The organism is Curtobacterium sp. L3-7 (genome assembly GCF_048756585.1).
GTDB lineage: Bacteria > Actinomycetota > Actinomycetes > Actinomycetales > Microbacteriaceae > Curtobacterium.
The window spans coordinates 3,124,567-3,144,324 of sequence record NZ_CP151474.1; the positions used below are offsets into that span (position 1 = coordinate 3,124,567).

The window sequence follows — 19,758 nt, forward strand, 5'->3', positions numbered from 1 at the left end:
ACCGGCGGCCGGGCTCAGAGTGCGTCGCGGAGGGCCTGCGCCTTCCGCTCGACGACGTCCTCGAGCCCGGCCGCGTACTCGGCGAGCCTGGCCGCGACGTCCGGGTCGGATGCCCCGATGATCCGGGCGGCGAAGAGTCCGGCGTTGGCGGCTCCGTTGATCGCCATCGTGGCGACCGGGATGCCCGCCGGCATCTGGACGATCGACAGCAGGGAGTCGATGCCGTCGAGCCGCGCGAGCTGCACGGGGACGCCGATGACCGGCAGCGTCGTCACCGATGCGACCATCCCGGGGAGGTGTGCTGCGCCACCGGCCCCGGCGATCACCGCCCGGATGCCACGTCCCGCCGCCGAGCGGCCGAAGCGCATCATCTTGTCCGGGGTGCGGTGCGCCGAGACGACGTCCGCTTCGAACGGGATGCCCAGCTCGGTCAGGATGTCGGCTGCCGCACGCATCGTGGGCCAGTCCGAGTCGGACCCCATGATGATCGAGACGAGCGGTGCGGGCTGGGCGGTGTCGGTCACACGTCGAGCCTACCGGCGGCCGGTCACCGCGACGGCGGCCCGTCAGCGGACGGCGACGGTCCGGCACCCGAGGTCAGCGTCGCCGCCGCTGCCGAGGCCGATCGCCCGGACGCAGATCCGGTGCGTCCCTGACGGGCTCACCACCCGTCCGCCGTAGCCGTGCGCCGGCCCGGCACCGTAGGTCGTGCCGACGTCGGCGCGTGCCTGGTTCGCCGTGAGGCGTCCGGTGGTGTTGCCGTCGACGGTGACCACGACGCTCACAGCGGTGTTGACGGCATCGCGGTCGAACACCCAGCCGGACACATCGACGCGCCGCGTGGACGGTGACGAGGCGGATCCGAACGTCCCGAAGGGTGCACTCGCCGCGACGGTGACCGTTCGGCACGCCGACGTCGTGTCGGTGCCGACGCCACGGTTCCGCGCGACGACGCACACGCTGTGCCTGCCGGAACCCCCTGGCACGGTGAGGTCCCAGCCGTGCCCCGTCCCGGCCCCGTCCGGCACGGCACCGAGGTCCGCGCGCTGCAGGTTCGCCGTCGCGGCCGCGACACCCCGCCCGTCGACGGTCACCGCGATCCTGACCGGGGACGCCGCCTCGTCGGGGTCGACGGCCCACCCGGTCACCACGATGCCCGCACGAGCGACACCGACCCGTTCGAGCTGCACCACGGGGTCGTGTCCGTACACGGTCACCGCGACGCAGCCGAGCTGTCGATCGGCCCCTGCGCCGACGTTGACCGCTGTCACGCAGACGTTCCTCGTGCCGGGGCCGGCGGCGACGGTCGTGTCGAAGCCGTGGTCCGCCCCGACCCCTGCCGCCCGGTCGACGTCGGGACGGGTCGTGTCGGCGAGTGCGGTGCCGACGACCGTGCCGTCCACGGACACCCGCACCGTGACCGGGGACTCCGGGTCGTCGGCGTCGAACGTCCACCCGCGGACCCGGACGGTGCCCGCCCCACCCGCTGCTGCGTCCACCGTGCCCTGCGGCGACGTCACCGTGGCGGGGACGCCGAGCGAGGCGTTGGCGACCAACTGCTGCGCGTACGCCGAGTACCACTTGCCTGCGGCCGGGCCCCCGTTGCAGGTCCCGTCGCTCGCACCGGGGGTCTTCACCCAGAGCAGCGCGTCGAGGGCCGTCCCGTCCGTCGCCACCCGCGGCGAGGTCCCGAGTCCGGCGCCGGGGCCGTTGCACCACGTCCCCCGCCACCCACGACCGTTCCGGGAGGTGTCGATCACGTAGTGCGAGCCGCCGGTGAGTGCGGAGACCTTCTGCGCGTACGACTGCTCCTGTGCGGTCGGGTAGTAGTTCGCGACGTTGGTGAAGAACCCGCGGGCCTGCCGCACGCCGGCGGCGTCGAGCCGGGCGGCGATCGTCGCGGGCTGCACCCAGTTCGAGTTGCCGGCGTCGAGGTACGCGGGGATGCCGGCCGCGGTGAGCGCGGCGACCTCCCTCGAGAGGATCCGGTACCGCTGCTGGTCGAGCGCCGGTGTGCACCTGCTGTCGCTCAGCATGGCGAGGGAGTCCGGCTCCACGATGACCGCAGCACGTTTCCCGGCGAGCCCCGCGACGATCTGGTCCACCCAGGCGTCGTACCCGGCTTCGTCGAACCCGCCTGCCGAGTAGCCGCCGCAGTCACGCTCCGGGATCGCGTAGGTGACGAAGACCGCCGTGGTGCCGTTCGCCTCGGCCCCCGCAGTCGCGCTCTGGAGCGTCTTCGTCAGGCCGGTGCCGGTCGACCACTCGCCGAGCCACGTGGCGACCGGGTACTTCGCGATCGTCGATGCGGCCGCAGCGCCCGCCGGGTCGCTCGAGGCGAGGGCAGCGGCGTTCTTCGCGGCCTCGCTCGTCGGCGAGTTGTACTGCCCGTTGCCGAACAGCTGCGCCGCCGTCCGCGAGCGCAGGTCGGCCGCCGTCGTCGCGGCGGTCGCGCGGTCGGCCCCGATCGGCGCGACGGGCGCGATCACACCACCGAGCACCCCGGCGAGCGCGATGCAGACGGTGAGGGCGGTACTGGTGCGCATGCGCGATCCCCTGGCTGGTCGGTCGTCCCCTGACCGATCCATGGCACCATGCGTTGCCTCGTGCAACCAGCCGCCAGAACGGGTGCCACCACGACGGGTGGCACCCGCACCGGGCGCTCGTCAGTCGTCGAAGTGCGACGCTGCCGACCGTGCCCGGTACACGACGTCGTCCGGGTCCGCTCCGGTGACCGTGACGTGCCCGATCTTCCGGCCGGGCCGGGGTGCCTTGCCGTAGAAGTGGTACTTCGCCTCCGGGAACGCCCCGAGCGCGGCGGGGTAGCGTCCGGCGAGGTCGCCGTCCGACGGACCACCGAGGACGTTGATCATGACCGCGACGGGGGCGTTCATCCCGGTGGCGCCCAGCGGCAGGTCGAGGACGGCACGCAGGTGCTGTTCGAACTGGCTCGTGGTCGCGCCGTCGATGGTCCAGTGCCCGGTGTTGTGCGGCCGCATCGCGAGCTCGTTGATCAGGATCCGCTCGTCGTCGGTCTGGAACAGCTCGACGGCGAGGACTCCCGTCACCCCGAGTTCCTCCGCGACCCGCACGGCGATCGACTCCGTCAGGTCCGCGATCCGGCCGGCGCTGTCCGGTGCCGGCGCGAGCACCTCGGCGCACACGCCGTCGCGCTGCACCGTCTCGACGAGGGGCCACGCGACGATCTCGCCGGACGGGCGACGTGCCACCGACTGCGCGAGCTCCCGGGTGAACGAGACGAGTTCCTCGACGAGGAGCGACTGCCCGCCACCGGCCTCGGCGACGGCGATGAACCAGTCCTCGACCTCGGCGGGGTCGGACACGACCCGGACGCCCTTGCCGTCGTAGCCGCCGCGCGGGGTCTTCACGACCGCACGACCGCCGTGCTCGTCGATGAAGGCACGGAGCTCGTCGGGGTCGTGCACCGCTGCCCAGTCGGGCACCGGGAGCCCGAGCTCGGTCAGGCGGGTCCGCATCGTGATCTTGTCCTGCGCGACCGCGAGGGGCTCCGGCCCTGGTCGGACGGCCACACCGGCATCGACGAGTGCCCGGAGGACGCTCTGCGGCACGTGCTCGTGGTCGAAGGTGACCACGTCGACGTCGCGGGCGAAGGCGAGCACCGTCTCGGCGTCGTGGTAGTCGCCCTCGGCGGTCGCGGCGATGGCAGCCGACATCCCGGGCCCCTCCGCGAGCACGCGGATGTCGATGCCGAGTTCGACGGCCGCCGGGACCATCATCCTGGCGAGCTGTCCTCCGCCGATCACACCGACCCGCAACGCCATGCTGTGTGTTCCTTCCGCCGCTCTCACCGCACGGTGAGTGCGCGCTGTCTACAATCGCTGTTCGGCCGGGTGTTCACCGGCCGGGACCGCCGGAGCGGTCAGCGACAACTCTACGGACACTGGAGAACACGTGCGGCGACTCATTGCGCAGCTGGCCCGGTTCGGCGTCGTCGGGGCCGTGGGCTTCGTCGTCGACACGGTCATCTTCAACGTGCTGCGCGCGACGGTGCTCGCGCCGGAGGACGTCCACGCCGGCCCGTTCATCGCGAAGGTCATCTCGACGGTCGTCGCGATCTTCGTGAACTGGATGGGCAACCGCTACTGGACGTTCCGCGACCAGCGCCGAGCCGTGGCTGCACGAGAGGGCTTCGAGTTCGTGGTCGTCTCGCTCGGCGGCATGGTGATCTCGCTCGGTTGCCTGGGTCTCTCCCACTACGTGTTCGGGTTCACGTCCGCGCTCGCCGACAACATCTCCGGCAACGTCATCGGGCTGCTGCTCGGGACCGCGTTCCGCTTCTGGCTCTACCGCGTCTGGGTGTACCACCCCGACCGCCAGACCGCCGACCGCCCGGTCGCGGACGGCACCGGCACGACCGGCACCGGCGCGAACGGCGCCGGCGCGAACGGCGCCGGCACCATCGGTACCGACGCCGTCACGGACGAACCGGTCGCACGCTGACGCGAAGCGCGGTCAGCGAGCAGGGAGCAGGGAGCAGCGAGCAGCGAGCAGCGCTGACTAGCGCCCCATCCCGCGGTAGGTGAAGCCCGCCGCGGTCCAGGCGTCCTGATCCAGGCAGTTCCGTCCGTCGATCACGACGGGGCTCGCCACCTGCGCGACCACCGCTGCCGGGTCGAGCGTGCGGAACTCGTTCCACTCGGTGAGCACGAGCACGAGGTCCGCGTCCTGCAGCGCGGCGGACGCACTGTCGACGTAGGACAGCGACGGGTGGATGCGCGCCGCGGTGTGGTTCGCCTCCGGGTCGTACGCGGACACGGTGGCGCCGAGCTCGAGCAGGCGCGCGGCGATGTCGAGCGCCGGAGAGTCGCGGACGTCGTCGGAGTTCGGCTTGAACGCGAGCCCGAGCACCGCGACCCGCTTGCCGGCGACCGCGCCGCCCAGCAGCTCCGAAGCGAGCGTCACGACGTGGGCGCGGCGACGCAGGTTGATCGCGTCGACGTCGGCCAGGAAGTCGAGCGACTCCCCCACGCCGAGCTCGGTGGCACGGGCCTGGAACGCGCGGATGTCCTTCGGCAGGCAGCCGCCGCCGAACCCGAGTCCGGCGTTCAGGAACTTGCGGCCGATCCGGTCGTCGTGCCCGATCGCGTCGGCGAGCGCCGTCACGTCCGCCCCGGCGACCTCGGCGATCTCGGCCATCGCGTTGATGAAGGAGATCTTCGTCGCCAGGAACGCGTTCGCGCTGACCTTGACGAGCTCGGCCGTCGGCAGGTTCACGACGAGACGCGGGGTCCCCTCGGCCAGCGTCGTCGCGTACACCTCGTCGAGGGCCTCGACCGCCGACGATCCCGCTGGACCGGACGGCACGCCGTAGACCAGCCGGTCGGGCGAGATGGTGTCCTGCACGGCGAAGCCCTCGCGGAGGAACTCCGGGTTCCACACGAGCGTCGCGCCGGGCACCGCGTCCTGCAGGCCGGCGGCGAGCCGAGCAGCGGTCCCGACGGGCACGGTCGACTTGCCGACGACGAACTCCCCGGCGGCCACGTGCGGTGTCAGCGACGCGATCGCGGAGTCGATGTAGGTCATGTCCGCAGCGCCGTTCGGCCCCTGTGGAGTCCCCACGGCGAGGAAGTGCACGCGGGACCCGGCGACCTCGGCGTAGTCCGTGGTGAAGCGGATGCGGCCGGAGGCGATCGCCTCGGCGAGGATCTCGGGGAGTCCTGGTTCGAAGAAGGGGGCGTCGCCCGCGGCAAGCCGCTCGATCTTCACCGGGTCGACGTCGACCGCGACGACCTCGTGTCCGAGTTTGGCCATGGATGCGGCGTGCACGGCACCGAGGTACCCGCAGCCGATGACAGAGATACGCACGGGACGACGGTACCGGACCCCGCGCGAACTTCCGCCGAGAGCGATGACGACGTCTCAGGAGCGGTCAGGGCCCCGCACGATCTCGTCCCAGTCCGGCTCGCGGTGCCGACGGCGGGCCTCGTACGCCTCGACCATGTCGTGCAGCACCGCGACGACGAGGTCGGCGTGCGGCACATCGGCGAGCACCACGGCGGGGTCGTCGCCGGGGAACACGAGGACGTCTCCGGACCGGAACAGCCCCTGCAGCCCACGCCGCCGGACGGTCACGTCGTACCCGCGCGAGTGCAGGAGCTCCTGCCGGGTCCTGGTGCCGAAGCCGTGCACGACGACGAGTCGCCTCGTGGTGACCACGTACCGCTCGGTCATCCACCGCACCAGCGGCACGACGCCGCCGAACAGCACCAGTACGAGCACGAGTCCTGCGACCACGGCGTTGACCCACGCGAGCTGCGCCTGGAAGACCCCGAACCCGAACCCACCGGCGACCGCGACCAGGACGACGAACACCGCCGGACGCACCAGACGACGCGCGTGGGGCCGGAGCCGAGCCACGACGCGTTCGGGCGGTGGCTCGGCGGTCATGCCGTCATGCATACCGCAGGTGAGTGACGTCACCCACGGCGACGCCCCTCTCCGCGCCGTCTCGATCCCGGATCGTGATCCGGCCGTCGTCGTCGATGCCGGTCGCGTCGGCTTCCTCGGTGCTGCCGTCCGGCAGCTCGAGGCGCACCCGCGCGCCGATCGTGCCGCAGCCGGCGCGGACGTGCGACCGCACCGCCTCGGCAGCCGCGCCGCCGGCGACCAGGGCGACCACGGCCTCCCGGACGCCCGACCAGAAGGCGGACAGGACCGCGTCGGCCAGGTCGACCGCCTCGCCGGTCGCTCCGGCCACGGCGAGCGAGGTGGACGTCGGGGTCGGGAGCCGGTCGGCCGGGATGGTCAGGTTGACGCCGGCGCCGACGACGACGGAGCCGTCGGCGGCGACCTGGCAGAGGATGCCGCAGAGCTTCCTGCCGTCCACCAGGACGTCGTTCGGCCACTTCACAAGCACCCGTTCCGACGGGGAGGGTCGGCTCGGCTCGAGCGCTCCGCTCACCGCGTCGCGCATCGCCGCGCCGGCCACCAGGGGCAGCCAGCCGCGGTCGCGATCGGACAGCGCGGCACGGACGAGCACGCTCGCAGCGAGGGTCTCCCCGGCCGGTGCCGACCACGAACGGTCGAGGCGTCCGCGGCCGGCGGTCTGGTCCAGCGTCACGATCGCGCTGCCGTCCGGCAGATCGGACGCGGCAGCGAGCAGGTCCGCGTTGGTCGAACCGGTGGTGTCGCGGACGTCGAGGACGGCACCCGCCCGGTCGAGTGCGGCGCGCGAGAGCGGGAGGACCGGTGTGGACATGCACGCAAATCTACGGGCAGGAACCGTGGAGGTCCTCCAACCGACGCCCGCCCCGCCGCCGGTAGGGTGAGCGGGTGACTTCAGGAGACACCCCCGATCTCTCGACGACGGCAGGCCGGCTGGCCGACCTCCGCGAGCGGTACCACGAGGCCGTGACCGCTGCGGGCGAGGCAGCCATCGCGAAGCAGCACGCCAAGGGCAAGATGACGGCGCGCGAGCGCATCGAGCTGCTCCTCGACGAGAACTCGTTCGTCGAGCTCGACGAGTTCGTCCGGCACCGCACGCACGCCTTCGGCATGGAGTCGAAGCGGCCGTACGGCGACGCGGTCGTCACCGGACTCGGCACGATCCACGGCCGACAGGTCGCGGTGTACGCGCAGGACTTCACCGTCTTCGGCGGCTCCCTCGGCGAGGTCGCCGGCGAGAAGATCGTCAAGGTCATGGAGCACGCGCTGAAGACCGGCGTGCCGATCATCGGGATCCTCGACTCCGGCGGCGCCCGCATCCAGGAAGGCGTCGTCGCGCTCGGCAAGTACGGCGAGATCTTCCGCCTCAACACGCAGGCGTCCGGCGTCATCCCCCAGATCTCGATCGTCATGGGCCCGGCGGCCGGCGGCGCGGTGTACTCCCCCGCACTCACCGACTTCGTGATCATGGTCGACAAGACCAGCCACATGTTCGTCACCGGCCCCGACGTCATCAAGACCGTCACCGGTGAGGACGTCGGCTTCGAGGAGCTCGGCGGCGCACAGACCCACAACGCGGTCTCCGGTGTCGCGCACTACCTCGCCGACGACGAGAACGACGCGCTCGACTACGCGCGCTCGCTCATCGGGTTCCTGCCGGACAACAACCTCTCCGACGCACCCGCCTACGACCTGACGCCCGAGCTCGAGACGACCGACGCCGACCGCGAACTCGACGTCGTCATCCCGGACTCCGCGAACCAGCCGTACGACGTCACGCAGATCATCGAGCACATCGTCGACGACGCCGACTTCCTCGAGGTGCAGCCGCTCTTCGCACCGAACATCCTCATCGGCTTCGGCCGGGTCGAGGGACGTACCGTCGGCATCATCGCGAACCAGCCGCAGGCCATGGCCGGCACACTGAACATCGACGCCGGCGAGAAGGCGGCGCGCTTCGTGCGGTTCTGCGACGCGTTCGGGATCCCGATCCTGACGCTCGTCGACGTCCCCGGGTACCTGCCAGGCACCGACCAGGAGTGGACCGGCGTCATCCGACGCGGCGCGAAGCTGCTCTACGCGTACGCCGAGGCCACCGTCCCGCTCGTCACCGTCATCACGCGCAAGGCCTACGGCGGCGCGTACATCGTGATGGGGTCGAAGCAGCTCGGCGCCGACATCAACCTGGCGTGGCCGACCGCCGAGATCGCCGTGATGGGCGGCCAGGGCGCCGTGAACATCCTCTACCGGAGCGAGATCAAGCGCGCGGAGGAGGCGGGCGAGGACGTCGCAGCCGTCCGCTCCCGCCTGGCGAACGAGTACACCTACAACGTGGCGTCGCCGTACCTCGCCGCCGAGCGCGGGGAGCTCGACGGCATCATCCAGCCGCACGCCACGCGCGTCTCGGTCATCAAGGCGCTGCGGGCGCTGCGCGGCAAGCGGGCGACACTGCCGCCGAAGAAGCACGGGAACATCCCGCTGTGACGCCGCGCCACGCAGCAGCCGTCCCCGCGGACGAACCGACCCCGGTCGCGGACGTCCACGTCGTCTCCGGCGAGCCGACGCCCGAGGAGCTCGCCGCGGTCATCGCCGTCCTGCAGCACCAGGCCGACGAAGCGGCGGCCGCTGGCCGTGCGCAGATCGAGGTGTCTCCGCGCGTGGGCTGGGAGACCTCCGCTCGTGGGCTCCGCGGCCCACTGCCCCACGGTCCTGGTGCCTGGGTCCGTTCGCTGCGCTGACGACCGGGCTGCGATGTACCCCTGGGATACCAGGCGGTATGCGCGTTGCAGGGTGCACTTCCCGGTCGGTCTCCCCTCGTGCGGGGGACACGTGTCGCTCGAGGGGGACCGGAAAGGGCGTGTTTGTCCCCCATAATGATGACTGACACGATGCGTACTTCCGGGCATAGTTACTGGTGTTCGGTGTACGAAGTACATCGCCGGACGGTGGCCGACTAGGGTACGACGCCACTGTCCGCTGCGAGCCAGGGCGATATTCGGGTTGTCGCTCTGCCTCGGGTCGTGAACGGGCCGGTCGGGTTTCCTGACCGGCCCGTTCCCCGTTTCGGGCGTGCTGTGTCTCGTGCGCCGCCGCGTCTCGTGCGCCGCCGCTTCTCGGGCGCTGCCGACTCGGAACGACAGACTCGCTGTCGTACGACGACGACGCTGTCGTCAGCACGCGCGCGCAACTGTTGCACGCGCGCACCAGCGACAGGACCGCTGTCGTACGACAACGACGCTGTCGCTCGTTGCGGACGCAACGAGCGCCGGCACCGCACCACGTGCTGTGGTCGCGACCACCCGTCGGACGGGAGGCTCGTGGCAGCGCCGCCACGGGCCTCCCGTCCGGCGCGGAGCGCGTCCAGGGCCGCGCCGGCTACGCGCGCTCGTGCCGCGGGATCTCGAGCCAGAGCGCGACCGAGTCGTCCTCGTCGCCGTCATCGTCGTCATCGTGGGCGGTGCCCAGCGCCGCCGACTCGCTCGCGGCGACGTCGAGCCGCAGGCCGACCACCGTCACCGCAGCGCCCGACCCCTCCGGCACCGTCCGGACGATCACGTTGTCCGCGTCCCACGCCTGCCGGAGCGCGTCTGCGAGCTGTGCGTGGATGCGCCGGACGTCGTCGGCCTCGAGCTCGTCGAGACCACCGTCGTCGTGCAGCTGGACCACCGCACCACGGCGACGGAGGCGCATGACCTCCTCACGGACGTCGTCGGAGAGCAGGGACCTGCCGCGGATCTCGTCGCGGATCGCCTGCTCGAGGTGCAGGCACTCGGTGCGCTCGGCGTCGGTGAGGTCCCCGCACGAGTCGATGATGCGCTGCAGCATCGGCAGCGCCATCCTGGTGGTCTGGCTGAGGCGGAACTGCCGCTCGAACACGTGGGCGTCCTGCGCCGCCTGCCAGTCGGCAGTCTCCCGCTCGGCTCGGACGAAGTCCCTGGTGATGCGGGTCGCGCGGTTCGTCGCAGCGGCGAAGGCCGTCGCGACCGCCACCCACGTCACGCTGCCGAGCACCCCGAGGGAGCCGAGCGCTCCGAGGCCGGCCCAGAGCACGGTGTGCACGGCGAGGAACAGCACTCCGGCCCACGCGAACGGACCTCGTTGCCGCACGACCAGGATCACCATGAGCGTGCCGACGGCGGCGATCCACCACGTCGTGTACCCGGGTGCCACCCCCGGCTCGACGACCGGCGCCGCGACGACGGGCATCATGACCGCGGTGGCGAGGGCGAAACAGGTGGCCCACACCGGCAGCGCAGTGCCCTTGACGAACAGGGCCACCCCGGTCGCGGCTGCGTAGAGGACCATGCAGGCCACGACCGGCCCGACGTCGGACACCCTCGGGAGGGTCGTGGCGGCGAGGACCAGGTGGTAGACCGAGAACAGCGCGGCGAGGCTCGTCGCGATGCCGGCCGGGATCGAGACCCTCACTCGCTGGTCTCCTTCGCAGCCGACCAGGTCAGGACGACCGTGGTGCCGGCGCCCGGTGCCGTCCGGACGTCCGCGACACCACCGGCCGCTGCGACGCGCTCGACGATGGAACGGCGGACCCCGAGGCGCTCCGCGGGGATCGACGACATGTCGAATCCGGTGCCGTCGTCTCCGATCTCGACGGTCACGGCGTCGCGCTCCTGCCGAACGACCACCCACCTGGAGACGCCGGCGCCCGCGTGCTGGACGCTGTTGACGGCGGCCTGCAACGCGGCGGAGGCCATGGCGTCCGCCACCGCCGCCGGCACGGTCCGCGACCCGAGCGGGCCGCCGTGGACGTCGACGGGCGCCGCGAGTGCGGACACCGCGGCGGCGATGCGCTGCCGGAGCTCCACGAGCGGCACCGGCGGGACCGTGCTTCCCGGTCCGTCGGACGCCGCCGCATCGAGGTGGTCGATCGCGTTCCTGGCCATCCGTGCCGACAGTGTCTTCGCCTCGATGGTGTCGGCACGGGCAGCGGAGAGCAGCGTCGTCAGGACGCTGTCGTGCACGATCGCGTCCACCTGCACGCGTTCGACCTCGGTGGCGTGCTCCCGGATCGCCCGCGAGTACCGGCGGACGGCGGTCGCCTGCGCGGCATCGACGTCCGCTGCCGCTCGTCGGAGCACGACGATGAGCACGAGCGCCGCACCGCCGAGGATGGCCGTGTAGACGCCGTCGAGGAGGGCACGCGAGATCCCCACCCCACCGCCGGCCGGGGTCAACCGGATCAGCACGTACACCGCCGGCACGAGGGCGTTGTACACGCTCGCACGCCACGTTGCGAACCCCATCGCTGCGGCGATCGTGGCGACGTTGCAGAGCCACCACGGCCACGGCAGCTGTGTCGACGGCAGCACGTCCCTGACCGTGATCGGCCAGGTGACGAGCGCGACGAGGAACAGCAGCGCGCAGATGATCTGCGCCGGCTGGGCGAGGCGCTGCACGAACGCCGACACCCCGACCAGCACGAAGGACGCCCCCACCGCGAGCGCCGAGGCGGGCCCCCACACCGGGTCGAGGTACGGCAGCTGCGTGACCACCGACGGGGCGAAGGCCGCGCCGAAGCCGATCGCGGCCACGGCGAGGAGGATCGCGAACGCCCGCTCGGTGGACGCCTGCGTGATGGTCGCCCGGACGCTCCGCGCCGGGTCCACGCCGAAGGGCGCGGCCTCCGTCGTCATGGTCGGATCAGCGTCCGTCGCTGTCCGGATCGATCCCGGAGTCGAGCCCCGGCAGGATGCCGTCCTCGACCGCACGGCGGAGCAGGTCCACCTTCGTCGGGGCCGGACGGCCGACCTCCACGTACTTCACACGGATCCGGTCGAGGTACTCGCGCGCGGTCGAGTACCCGATGCCGAGCTGCTGCGCCGCGAGCTTGAGGGGCAGGCCGGATGCGTAGAGGTGGAGGATCTCGCGCTCACGACGGCCGAGCTGCGCCTTCGCGAAGTCGCGGTCGGCGTCGATCGCGCTCGCCCACTCGAGGTTGTTGAGGACGTCGCCGCGCGCGACCGTGGCGACGGCCGCCATCACGGTCTTCGTCGCCGACGACTTCGGGATGACCCCGGCGGCCCCTGCCGCCAGTGCCTCACGGACGTTCGCGACGCGGTCGGCGATGCTGTGCACGAGGACGGCCGAACCGGTCCCCTGCACGCCCTTGACGTTCTCCGTCACGGTCGAACCGTCGCCGAGCGACAGGTCGAGGACGACGACGTCCACCTCTCGCCCCTCGAGGTTCGCGATGTACTCGGGCACGCTCGCTGCGGTGAGGACGACCTCGAACCCCTCGTTCTGGCATGCGGCCTGGATGCCGAGCCGGACGGATTCGTGGTCGTCGACGATCGCGACGCGGACCGGCCTCGTGGTGAGTCCGGTCGTCCCTGTGGTGGTGGTCGATTCTGCTGGCACGGTGACCTCTCGTTCCGACGGGCCCGGCCCCTGAAACCGGGTTGCCATCAGCAACCAAGGATACCCAGGTCCGTCTCAGGTTCAGGTCTCGCCACACACAGTCTGCGCTATGCGGTCGGCACCAGGCGTGCGACGGCCTCCATGTGGTGCGTGTGGGGGAACAGGTCGAACGCACGCAGCGCCTCGAGGCGGTACCCGAGGTCGGCGAACGTGGCGACGTCCCGCGCGAGCGCGACCGGGTCGCAGGCGACGTAGACGACCTGCGCGGGCTGCAGCGCGGCGATCTGCACGACGACCTCGCGCCCGGCACCGGCACGCGGCGGGTCGAGCACGACCGTCCCGGCCCGGAAGCGCTGCTTCTCGGCCGCGGACGCCGTCGACGTGGTGCGCGACAGCCAGCGGTCGACCCGACCGGTCTCCGCGCGGGCCCCGATCCACTCGGCGAGGTTCTCCTGCGCGTGCTCGGTCGCGCGCGGGGCGCTCTCGACGCTCGTGATGCGCGCCTTGGGTCCGACGAGGTCGCCGAGTGCCGCGGCGAGCAGGCCGACACCGCCGTAGAGGTCGAGGTGGGTGCCCTCCGGGTCGAGCCGGTCCCGGTCGACGAGGTCCTGCACGGCAGCCGTCAGCACCTCGGCGGCACGGTGGTGCACCTGCCAGAAGCCGTTGTCGTCGACCTGGAACATCCGCTCCCCCACGACCTCGGTCACGATCGTCGGCTTCTGCTCGTCGATGACGAGGCGCGCCCCGTCGGAGCTGCTCGGCGCGAGGACGTCGACGACCGATGCCCCGGGCATCGCCGCCCGGCCGATCGGCGCGCTCTCCTGCACGGCAGCGGTGGCCAGGGGCAGCGAGGACACCTGCACGACGTCGTGCGAACGCGCGGCGAACGGCCCGGCCGTGCCCTCCTCGTCGACGTGCAACCGGACGCGGGTGCGCCAGCCGAGACCGTTCGCCTCGTCGTCACCGGGAGCCGGCTCGACGACCACGTCGTGCCCGAGCACCTCGGCCAGGTCCATGTGTGCGAAGCGGGAGAAGGAGTCGACGAGCACGTCGTGCTTCAGGGTGCGCTGGTGGGCGAGGGCGATGTGCCCGAACTCCGCGCCGCCCGGGCGGACGGCGGGGTCGCGGTCGAGGCCGGCTTCGGGCCAGACGTGGTCGACGCGGTGCTCGCTCGGGGTGACGACGCTGACGGTGTCCGCACGCCAGAACGACTTCTTCCGGTCCTCGGTCACCCGCACGACGACACGCTCGCCCGGGATCGCGTCCGAGACGAACACCACGCGCCCCTCGTGCCGTGCCACCGAGATGCCGCCGTGGGCGATCCCGGTGACGTCGAGTTCGAGCAGCGTTCCGACGGATTCACCCATGGTTCGATGTTCCCATGCGTCTGTACCTCGCGAGTACCTCCCCCGCCCGTCGAGCACTCCTCGCCCAGTCCGGGATCGAGCCGGTGCTCGTCTCCCCCGGGGTCGACGAGGACGCAGCGGCGGCAGCAGCCTCGGCATCGCTCGGGCGCGACCTCACCGGTCCGGAGCTCGTCGCGCTCCTCGCCGTCGCCAAGGCGTCGGCGGTCGCGGACGCCGAGGTGGCGGGCTCCCCGGTCGACGGGTTCGTCTTCGGCGGCGACTCCGCGTTCGAGGTCGACGGGCACCTGTACGGCAAACCGCACGACCCGGCCGTCGCGAAGGAACGCTGGCGGCAGATGCTGGCCGCCGGCGGCGGCACGCTCTGGAGCGGCCACTGCGTGGTCGACCGGCGCCGGGACCTGGACGTCACCGCCCACCGGACGGGAGGCCCGGGTGTGGCCCGCACCGAGCCTCCCGTCCGCCCCGGTTCCGGTCTCGGGCCGTGGGCCGGTCCGCTCAGCGAGGTCGCGCCCGGCGGCTCCGCACTCGTCGCCGACGGCGACCGCGTCGTCGCGGTCGACAGCGCGGTCCTGACCTTCGCCGACGACGTGTCCGCGGACGAGATCGACGCGTACGTGGCGACCGGTGAGCCGCTCGAGGTCGCCGGGGCGTTCACGATCGACGGTCGGGCCGCTGCGTACATCACCCGGATCGACGGCGCGCCGTCCGCCGTGGTCGGGCTGTCGCTGCCCGTGCTCCGGTCGATGCTGCTGCGGGGCTTCGGCGTGGCGTGGCACGACTTCTGGGCACTGTAGACATCCACACTGCTTCGGCGCCGTTCTTTGTGGATGCCGGTCAATTCGCACTCCCGCAGCACGAATACGCTGACTTACCATGCCCCGTATCAGCAAGGTCCTCATCGCGAACCGCGGCGAGATCGCCGTCCGCATCATCCGCGCGGCCCGCGATGCTGGAAAGGCCTCGGTCGCGGTCTACGCCGACCAGGACCGTGACGCTCTGCACGCACGCCTCGCCGACGAGGCCTACGCGCTGAACGGCACCACCAGCGCGGACACGTACCTGGTCATCGACAAGATCATGTCCGTCGCCCGCCGTTCCGGCGCCGATGCCGTGCACCCCGGCTACGGCTTCCTCGCCGAGAACGCCGACTTCGCCCGCGCCGTCATCGACGCCGGGCTGATCTGGATCGGCCCGTCGCCCGAGTCCATCGAGCAGCTCGGCGACAAGGTCTCCGCGCGGCACGTCGCCGAGAAGGTCGGCGCGCCGCTCGCCCCGGGCACCATCGAGCCCGTGCAGGACGTGTCCGAGGTCTTCGACTTCGTCGACCAGGTCGGACTGCCCGTCGCGATCAAGGCGGCGTTCGGCGGCGGTGGCCGAGGGCTGAAGGTCGTGCGCTCGCGCGACGAGATCGTCTCGCAGTTCGAGTCGGCGACCCGCGAGGCCATCGCGGCGTTCGGCCGCGGCGAGTGCTTCGTCGAGAAGTACCTGGACAAGCCGCGCCACGTCGAGACCCAGTGCCTGGCCGACGAGCACGGCAACGTCGTCATCGTCTCCACGCGCGACTGCTCGCTGCAGCGTCGCCACCAGAAGCTCGTCGAAGAGGCACCGGCGCCGTACATCACGGCGGAGCAGCACGACCGGCTGTACGAGTCATCCAAGGCGATCCTCCGCGAGGTCGGCTACGTCGGTGCCGGCACGTGCGAGTTCCTCATCGGGGCCGACGGCACCGTGTCGTTCCTCGAGGTGAACACCCGTCTGCAGGTCGAGCACTGCGTGTCCGAGGAGGTCACCGGCATCGACCTGGTCCGCGAGCAGTTCCGCATCGCCGAGGGCGGTGTGCTCGACTACGAGGACCCCGCGCCCCGCGGCCACTCCTTCGAGTTCCGCATCAACGGCGAGGACCCCGGTCGCAACTTCTTCCCGGCACCAGGCCCGGTGCACGTGTTCCACGCGCCGTCCGGCCCCGGCGTCCGCGTCGACTCGGGCGTCGTGTCCGGTGACGTCGTCTCCGGCTCGTTCGACTCGATGCTCGCGAAGCTCGTCGTCACCGGTGCCACGCGTGCCGAGGCGCTGGAGCGGGCTCGTCGTGCGCTTGCCGAGTTCGAGGTCGCCGGGCTCCCCACCGTGATCCCGTTCCACCGTGCGGTCGTGTCGGACCCGGCGTTCGCGACGGACGACTCCACCCCGTTCAGCGTCTACACGCAGTGGATCGAGACCGACTTCGTGAACGAGATCCCGGCGTGGAGCGGTTCCCCCGAGGAGCTCCCGGCACCGGCCGCACGCGACTCGGTCGTCGTCGAGGTGCAGGGCAAGCGCATCGAGGTCACCATGCCGTCGATCGTCGGTGGTGGTGCCGGTGGCGCCGCCCGTCGCCCTGCCGGTCCGTCCGCTCCCCCGCGTCGTCGTTCGTCGGCGGTGAAGGGTGGCCGTGCCGCATCGGGTTCCTCGGTCGCGTCGCCGATGCAGGCCACCGTGGTGAAGCTCGCCGTGGCCGAGGGCGACACCGTCGTCAAGGGCGACCTGCTCGTCGTGCTCGAGGCCATGAAGATGGAACAGCCCGTGCAGGCCCACAAGGACGGCGTCGTCACCGGCTTGAACGCCCCCGTCGGCCAGACGATCTCGTCCGGCCACGTGCTGCTCGAGCTCGCGTAGCGCTTCGGCCGCTTCGCGTTCGCACAACCGAAAGCACTTCGCACCACTGACTTCGGCGGTGCGGAGTGCTTTCGGTTGTGCGGATTCGATCGGCACCAGGTGAGCGCAAGCGTGTGAAGCGCCGGACTCGGGACGGTACGCCGATCGCGCGGAGGACCGCACGGAGGGCCTCGGTGTCGTTGGTCTCCGCGAACCCGATCCGCCCGACAGCGTCCACGACTGTATGGCGTCGGAGACGGTCCTCACGACGTTTCTCCGCGACCACGACGTCCGCCGCGGTCTGTCCCGCCCGCCGCATCGACGGGTCGCTGTACTTCACGCGGCCGTCGAACTCGAGGACCGCACGCTGCTCGGGGAACCAGAAGTCGACGGTCCCGATGTGCCCCTGCCCGTCGTCGAACCGCTGCTGCAGGACCGGGACAGGCGCCCCGACCTCGTCCAGGGCGACCCGCGCCACGGACTCACCTGGTGATCCCGAACGTCCATCGGCGAGCTCGATCGCCCGCTCGGCTCGATGGCGCCCGTGGACCGGACCGCGCTCCGCCAGCTCCGTCTCGAGAGCCGATCGTGTCACCCCTCGTGCCAGCACCACGTCGAGCGCGGGCACGCTGGTCCGCAGCGGCTGCGTGATCGCGAGGTCGACCCCGGTCACCACGAGATCGGTCAGCTGTCGGCCCGTCGCGGTCATCGTCTTCGTGGCGATCGACCTGCCCGCGCCGGCTCGCTTGTGGACACCGCGCAGGCTCTGCGGCGTTGCCCGCTCCGGGTCGAGGACGTCGATCACCTCGGGGAACTCGCCGGGCCAGGGAAGTCCGTGCAGCGCCGCCGCGGAGGCGTGCGACACCACGAGTCGTGACGCCAGCCGGTCGTGCAGCGCCTTGATCCGAGCGATGTGTCGCTCGGCGGCGTTCGCCGCACGCCAGGCGTCGGCGTCCACGAACCGCCCCGGTGCGAGTCGGACGACACCGCCGTTCCGTTCCTCGGCTCGCAGCGCGCGGCCACGCCGGCCGGTCGTGTCCGCCGTGCCCCCGACGATGATCTCCAAACGCGCCATGCGCATGACGCTGGCCGATCCAGCTCAGCGAGCGGAGCCACCCGGCCGGCGGTGTGGAGGGCGACCGCGACCGGCTCGCTTGTGGAGGAAGGTGCGCGGTACGTTCGCACAACACGAAGCGATGCGCACCACGTCGAGACGTGGTGCGCATCGCTTTCGGTTGTGCGAACGCGCCGACGCTGGCCCGCCGCCTACGAGACCCGGGGGCGGATCGCGTCGGCGAGGGCGTCGACGAGCGACTGGGCCTCGGCGGGGGTCGACGCCACCGTGTCGATGTAGACCTTCACCTTGGGCTCGGTGCCGCTCGGGCGGACGATGACGCGCGCGTCGCCCTCGAGGTCGTAGCGCAGGATGTCCGATGGCGGGAAGCCGTCAACGCCCGACGCGTAGTCCGTCGTCGACAGGACCGTCAGCGGACCGAGCGTGGCAGGCGGGGAGGTCCGCAGCGCCGCCATGATGTGGCCGATGCGGGCGAGGTCGTCCACGCGGGTCGCGACCTGCCCGGACGCGAACGCGCCGAACTCCGCGGCGAACGCCTCCAGCTGCCCGGCGATGGACGAGCCGGCCGCAGCGAGCGACGTCGCGAGGTCCAGCAGGACGAGGGCTGCGGAGATGCCGTCCTTGTCACGGACGACCTCGGGGTCGACCAGGTAGCCGAGTGCCTCCTCGTACCCGAAGAGCAGATCGGGCACGCGGGAGACCCACTTGAAGCCGGTGAGGGTGTCGCGGTACCCGAGTCCGTACCGTGCGGCGACGCGGGACAGCGCCGGCGACGACACGATCGAGGCGGCGAGCACGCCCGACGCACCGGCGTCGACGGCACGGGACGCCGCACGCCAGCCGAGCAGCCACCCGACCTCGTTGCCGGACAGTCGGCGGAACGAACCGGAACCGTCCGGGATCGCCAGCGCGAGTCGGTCCGCGTCCGGGTCGTTCGCGATGACCAGGTCGGCGCCGACCTCCGTGCCCCTGGCCGTGGCGAGGTCCATCGCGCCGGGTTCCTCCGGGTTCGGGAACGACACCGTCGGGAACGCGCCGTCCGGCTCGATCTGCTCCGGGACGACCGCGGGCTCGGCGAACCCGGCCGCGGCGAACACGGCCCGCGCGGTCTCCCACCCGACGCCGTGCATGGCCGTGTAGACGACCGAGGGCTGCGCATCGACCGGCAGCGCCGGGGCGGGCACGATCGCGGCTGTCGCGGCCACGTAGGCGTCGACGAGCTCCGAACCGGCGACGGTGTAGTCCGTCGCCCGGTCGAGCCCGCTGACGGGGCCCACCGACGCGATGGCGTCGGCGATCGACGCGTCGACGGGCGGGACGATCTGGGAGCCGTCGTCGTCCCCGCCGAGGTACACCTTGTAGCCGTTGTCCCGTGGCGGGTTGTGGCTCGCGGTCACCATCACCCCCGCGCCGACGCCGAGGTGCCGGACGGCGAACGCCAGCACGGGAGTCGGGAGCGCCGACGGCAGCAGCGTGACGTCGAGGCCGAGGCCCCGCATGACCTCTGCCGAGTCACGGGCGAACACGTCCGAGTTGACGCGTCCGTCGTAGCCGATCACCACACTGCGGTCGCGCCCGGTGTCGATGAGGAAGCGAGCGAGCCCGGCGGCCGCTCGGGAGACCACCACGCGGTTCATCCGCAACGGCCCCCACCCGAGCTCGGCTCGGAGACCAGCGGTGCCGAACTGCAGGCGCCCGGCGAACCGCTCGTCGAGCGTCGCGAGCGCGGTCGGATCGCCGGAGGTCGCCGAGGTCAGCACCTCGGACAGCTCGTCCCGCGTCGTGTCGTCAGGGTCCTGCGCGAGCCAGGCCCGCGCGACGTCGAGGACCGACACGTCCTCGGCGAGGTCCCCGTCCCCGATCGCCCCGTCGGACGCCCCCGTG

General features: G+C 71.9%; 17 protein-coding genes. 5 read left to right on the forward strand and 12 right to left on the reverse strand.

What is annotated here, in order from left to right; all coding sequences use genetic code 11:
- Window positions 1-14: 14 nt before the first annotated feature.
- The 3 genes from purE to AAEP80_RS15010 form a co-directional block, all read right to left on the reverse strand.
- Entirely contained in the window at window positions 15-524 is a 510-nt protein-coding gene (gene purE, locus AAEP80_RS15000; RefSeq protein WP_413601573.1) for a 5-(carboxyamino)imidazole ribonucleotide mutase, read from the reverse strand.
- A 42-nt stretch (window positions 525-566) separates the two neighbouring features.
- The gene (locus AAEP80_RS15005; RefSeq protein WP_420364979.1) at window positions 567-2,546 is read right to left on the reverse strand and encodes a glycoside hydrolase family 6 protein; all 1,980 of its coding nucleotides are present in this window, start codon (window positions 2,544-2,546) and stop codon (window positions 567-569) included.
- A gap of 120 nt (window positions 2,547-2,666) precedes the next feature.
- The gene (locus AAEP80_RS15010; protein ID WP_420364980.1) at window positions 2,667-3,830 is read right to left on the reverse strand and encodes a 5-(carboxyamino)imidazole ribonucleotide synthase; all 1,164 of its coding nucleotides are present in this window, start codon (window positions 3,828-3,830) and stop codon (window positions 2,667-2,669) included.
- Window positions 3,831-3,933: 103 nt separating this feature from the next.
- Between AAEP80_RS15010 and AAEP80_RS15015 the strand changes: the two genes are divergently transcribed.
- Window positions 3,934-4,482 (forward strand): GtrA family protein, encoded by a 549-nt coding sequence (locus AAEP80_RS15015; RefSeq protein WP_420364981.1) that lies wholly within the window; start codon window positions 3,934-3,936, stop codon window positions 4,480-4,482.
- A 57-nt stretch (window positions 4,483-4,539) separates the two neighbouring features.
- On the opposite strand, the gene AAEP80_RS15020 is transcribed toward AAEP80_RS15015, so the two are convergent.
- From AAEP80_RS15020 to AAEP80_RS15030, 3 genes are read right to left on the reverse strand one after another with little or no spacing between them, the layout of a single operon-like run.
- Window positions 4,540-5,847 (reverse strand): UDP-glucose dehydrogenase family protein, encoded by a 1,308-nt coding sequence (locus tag AAEP80_RS15020; RefSeq protein WP_420364982.1) that lies wholly within the window; start codon window positions 5,845-5,847, stop codon window positions 4,540-4,542.
- A gap of 54 nt (window positions 5,848-5,901) precedes the next feature.
- Window positions 5,902-6,429, reverse strand: coding sequence for a PH domain-containing protein (locus AAEP80_RS15025; protein WP_420364983.1), 528 nt, complete (start codon window positions 6,427-6,429; stop codon window positions 5,902-5,904).
- A gap of 4 nt (window positions 6,430-6,433) precedes the next feature.
- Window positions 6,434-7,240 carry a biotin--[acetyl-CoA-carboxylase] ligase gene (locus AAEP80_RS15030; protein WP_420364984.1) on the reverse strand — a complete coding sequence of 269 codons (807 nt, stop codon included), beginning with the start codon at window positions 7,238-7,240 and terminating at the stop codon, window positions 6,434-6,436.
- 74 nt (window positions 7,241-7,314) lie between these two features.
- On the opposite strand from AAEP80_RS15030, the gene AAEP80_RS15035 reads away from it, so the two are divergent.
- Together AAEP80_RS15035 and AAEP80_RS15040 are read left to right on the forward strand one after the other, a co-directional pair.
- On the forward strand, window positions 7,315-8,910 hold the full coding sequence (locus tag AAEP80_RS15035) for an acyl-CoA carboxylase subunit beta (protein ID WP_420364985.1): 1,596 nt from the start codon (window positions 7,315-7,317) through the stop codon (window positions 8,908-8,910).
- Window positions 8,907-9,164, forward strand: a complete 258-nt coding sequence (locus tag AAEP80_RS15040) for an acyl-CoA carboxylase subunit epsilon (RefSeq protein WP_420364986.1) — start codon at window positions 8,907-8,909, stop codon at window positions 9,162-9,164. The genes AAEP80_RS15035 and AAEP80_RS15040 overlap by 4 nt, the downstream gene beginning before the upstream one ends.
- Before the next feature lie 637 nt (window positions 9,165-9,801).
- On the opposite strand, the gene AAEP80_RS15045 is transcribed toward AAEP80_RS15040, so the two are convergent.
- Genes AAEP80_RS15045 through AAEP80_RS15060 form a run of 4 tightly spaced genes read right to left on the reverse strand, consistent with a single transcriptional unit; the run spans window position 9,802 to window position 14,168 of the window.
- The gene (locus AAEP80_RS15045; protein WP_420364987.1) at window positions 9,802-10,854 is read right to left on the reverse strand and encodes a hypothetical protein; all 1,053 of its coding nucleotides are present in this window, start codon (window positions 10,852-10,854) and stop codon (window positions 9,802-9,804) included.
- Window positions 10,851-12,077: a sensor histidine kinase gene (locus AAEP80_RS15050; RefSeq protein ID WP_420364988.1), complete on the reverse strand. Its 1,227-nt coding sequence runs from the start codon at window positions 12,075-12,077 to the stop codon at window positions 10,851-10,853. The genes AAEP80_RS15045 and AAEP80_RS15050 overlap by 4 nt, the downstream gene beginning before the upstream one ends.
- Before the next feature lie 7 nt (window positions 12,078-12,084).
- Window positions 12,085-12,849: a response regulator gene (locus AAEP80_RS15055; protein ID WP_413601562.1), complete on the reverse strand. Its 765-nt coding sequence runs from the start codon at window positions 12,847-12,849 to the stop codon at window positions 12,085-12,087.
- Window positions 12,850-12,908: 59 nt separating this feature from the next.
- Window positions 12,909-14,168 (reverse strand): class I SAM-dependent RNA methyltransferase, encoded by a 1,260-nt coding sequence (locus tag AAEP80_RS15060; RefSeq protein ID WP_420364989.1) that lies wholly within the window; start codon window positions 14,166-14,168, stop codon window positions 12,909-12,911.
- 14 nt (window positions 14,169-14,182) lie between these two features.
- On the opposite strand from AAEP80_RS15060, the gene AAEP80_RS15065 reads away from it, so the two are divergent.
- Window positions 14,183-14,962, forward strand: coding sequence for a Maf family protein (locus AAEP80_RS15065; RefSeq protein WP_420364990.1), 780 nt, complete (start codon window positions 14,183-14,185; stop codon window positions 14,960-14,962).
- A 79-nt stretch (window positions 14,963-15,041) separates the two neighbouring features.
- A complete protein-coding gene (locus AAEP80_RS15070) occupies window positions 15,042-16,820 on the forward strand; it encodes an acetyl/propionyl/methylcrotonyl-CoA carboxylase subunit alpha (RefSeq protein WP_420364991.1) in 1,779 nt (592 codons plus the stop codon).
- Here the strand turns inward: AAEP80_RS15070 and AAEP80_RS15075 are convergent.
- Both AAEP80_RS15075 and AAEP80_RS15080 read right to left on the reverse strand, forming a co-directional pair.
- Complete coding sequence (locus AAEP80_RS15075; RefSeq protein WP_420364992.1) at window positions 16,753-17,874, reverse strand: hypothetical protein; 1,122 nt, start codon at window positions 17,872-17,874, stop codon at window positions 16,753-16,755. The genes AAEP80_RS15070 and AAEP80_RS15075 overlap by 68 nt on opposite strands.
- A gap of 191 nt (window positions 17,875-18,065) precedes the next feature.
- A complete protein-coding gene (locus tag AAEP80_RS15080) occupies window positions 18,066-19,709 on the reverse strand; it encodes a phospho-sugar mutase (RefSeq protein ID WP_420366878.1) in 1,644 nt (547 codons plus the stop codon).
- Between the last annotated feature and the right edge of the window lie 49 nt (window positions 19,710-19,758).

Coding starts and splice junctions, on each gene's coding strand:
- AAEP80_RS15075 (WP_420364992.1), bottom strand. CDS start 17,874: ATGGCGCGTTTGGAGATCATCGTCGGGGGCACGGCGGACACGACCGGC.
- AAEP80_RS15055 (WP_413601562.1), bottom strand. CDS start 12,849: ATGGCAACCCGGTTTCAGGGGCCGGGCCCGTCGGAACGAGAGGTCACC.
- AAEP80_RS15030 (WP_420364984.1), bottom strand. CDS start 7,240: ATGTCCACACCGGTCCTCCCGCTCTCGCGCGCCGCACTCGACCGGGCG.
- AAEP80_RS15070 (WP_420364991.1), top strand. CDS start 15,042: ATGCCCCGTATCAGCAAGGTCCTCATCGCGAACCGCGGCGAGATCGCC.
- AAEP80_RS15065 (WP_420364990.1), top strand. CDS start 14,183: ATGCGTCTGTACCTCGCGAGTACCTCCCCCGCCCGTCGAGCACTCCTC.
- AAEP80_RS15050 (WP_420364988.1), bottom strand. CDS start 12,077: ATGACGACGGAGGCCGCGCCCTTCGGCGTGGACCCGGCGCGGAGCGTC.
- AAEP80_RS15025 (WP_420364983.1), bottom strand. CDS start 6,429: ATGACCGCCGAGCCACCGCCCGAACGCGTCGTGGCTCGGCTCCGGCCC.
- AAEP80_RS15060 (WP_420364989.1), bottom strand. CDS start 14,168: ATGGGTGAATCCGTCGGAACGCTGCTCGAACTCGACGTCACCGGGATC.
- AAEP80_RS15005 (WP_420364979.1), bottom strand. CDS start 2,546: ATGCGCACCAGTACCGCCCTCACCGTCTGCATCGCGCTCGCCGGGGTG.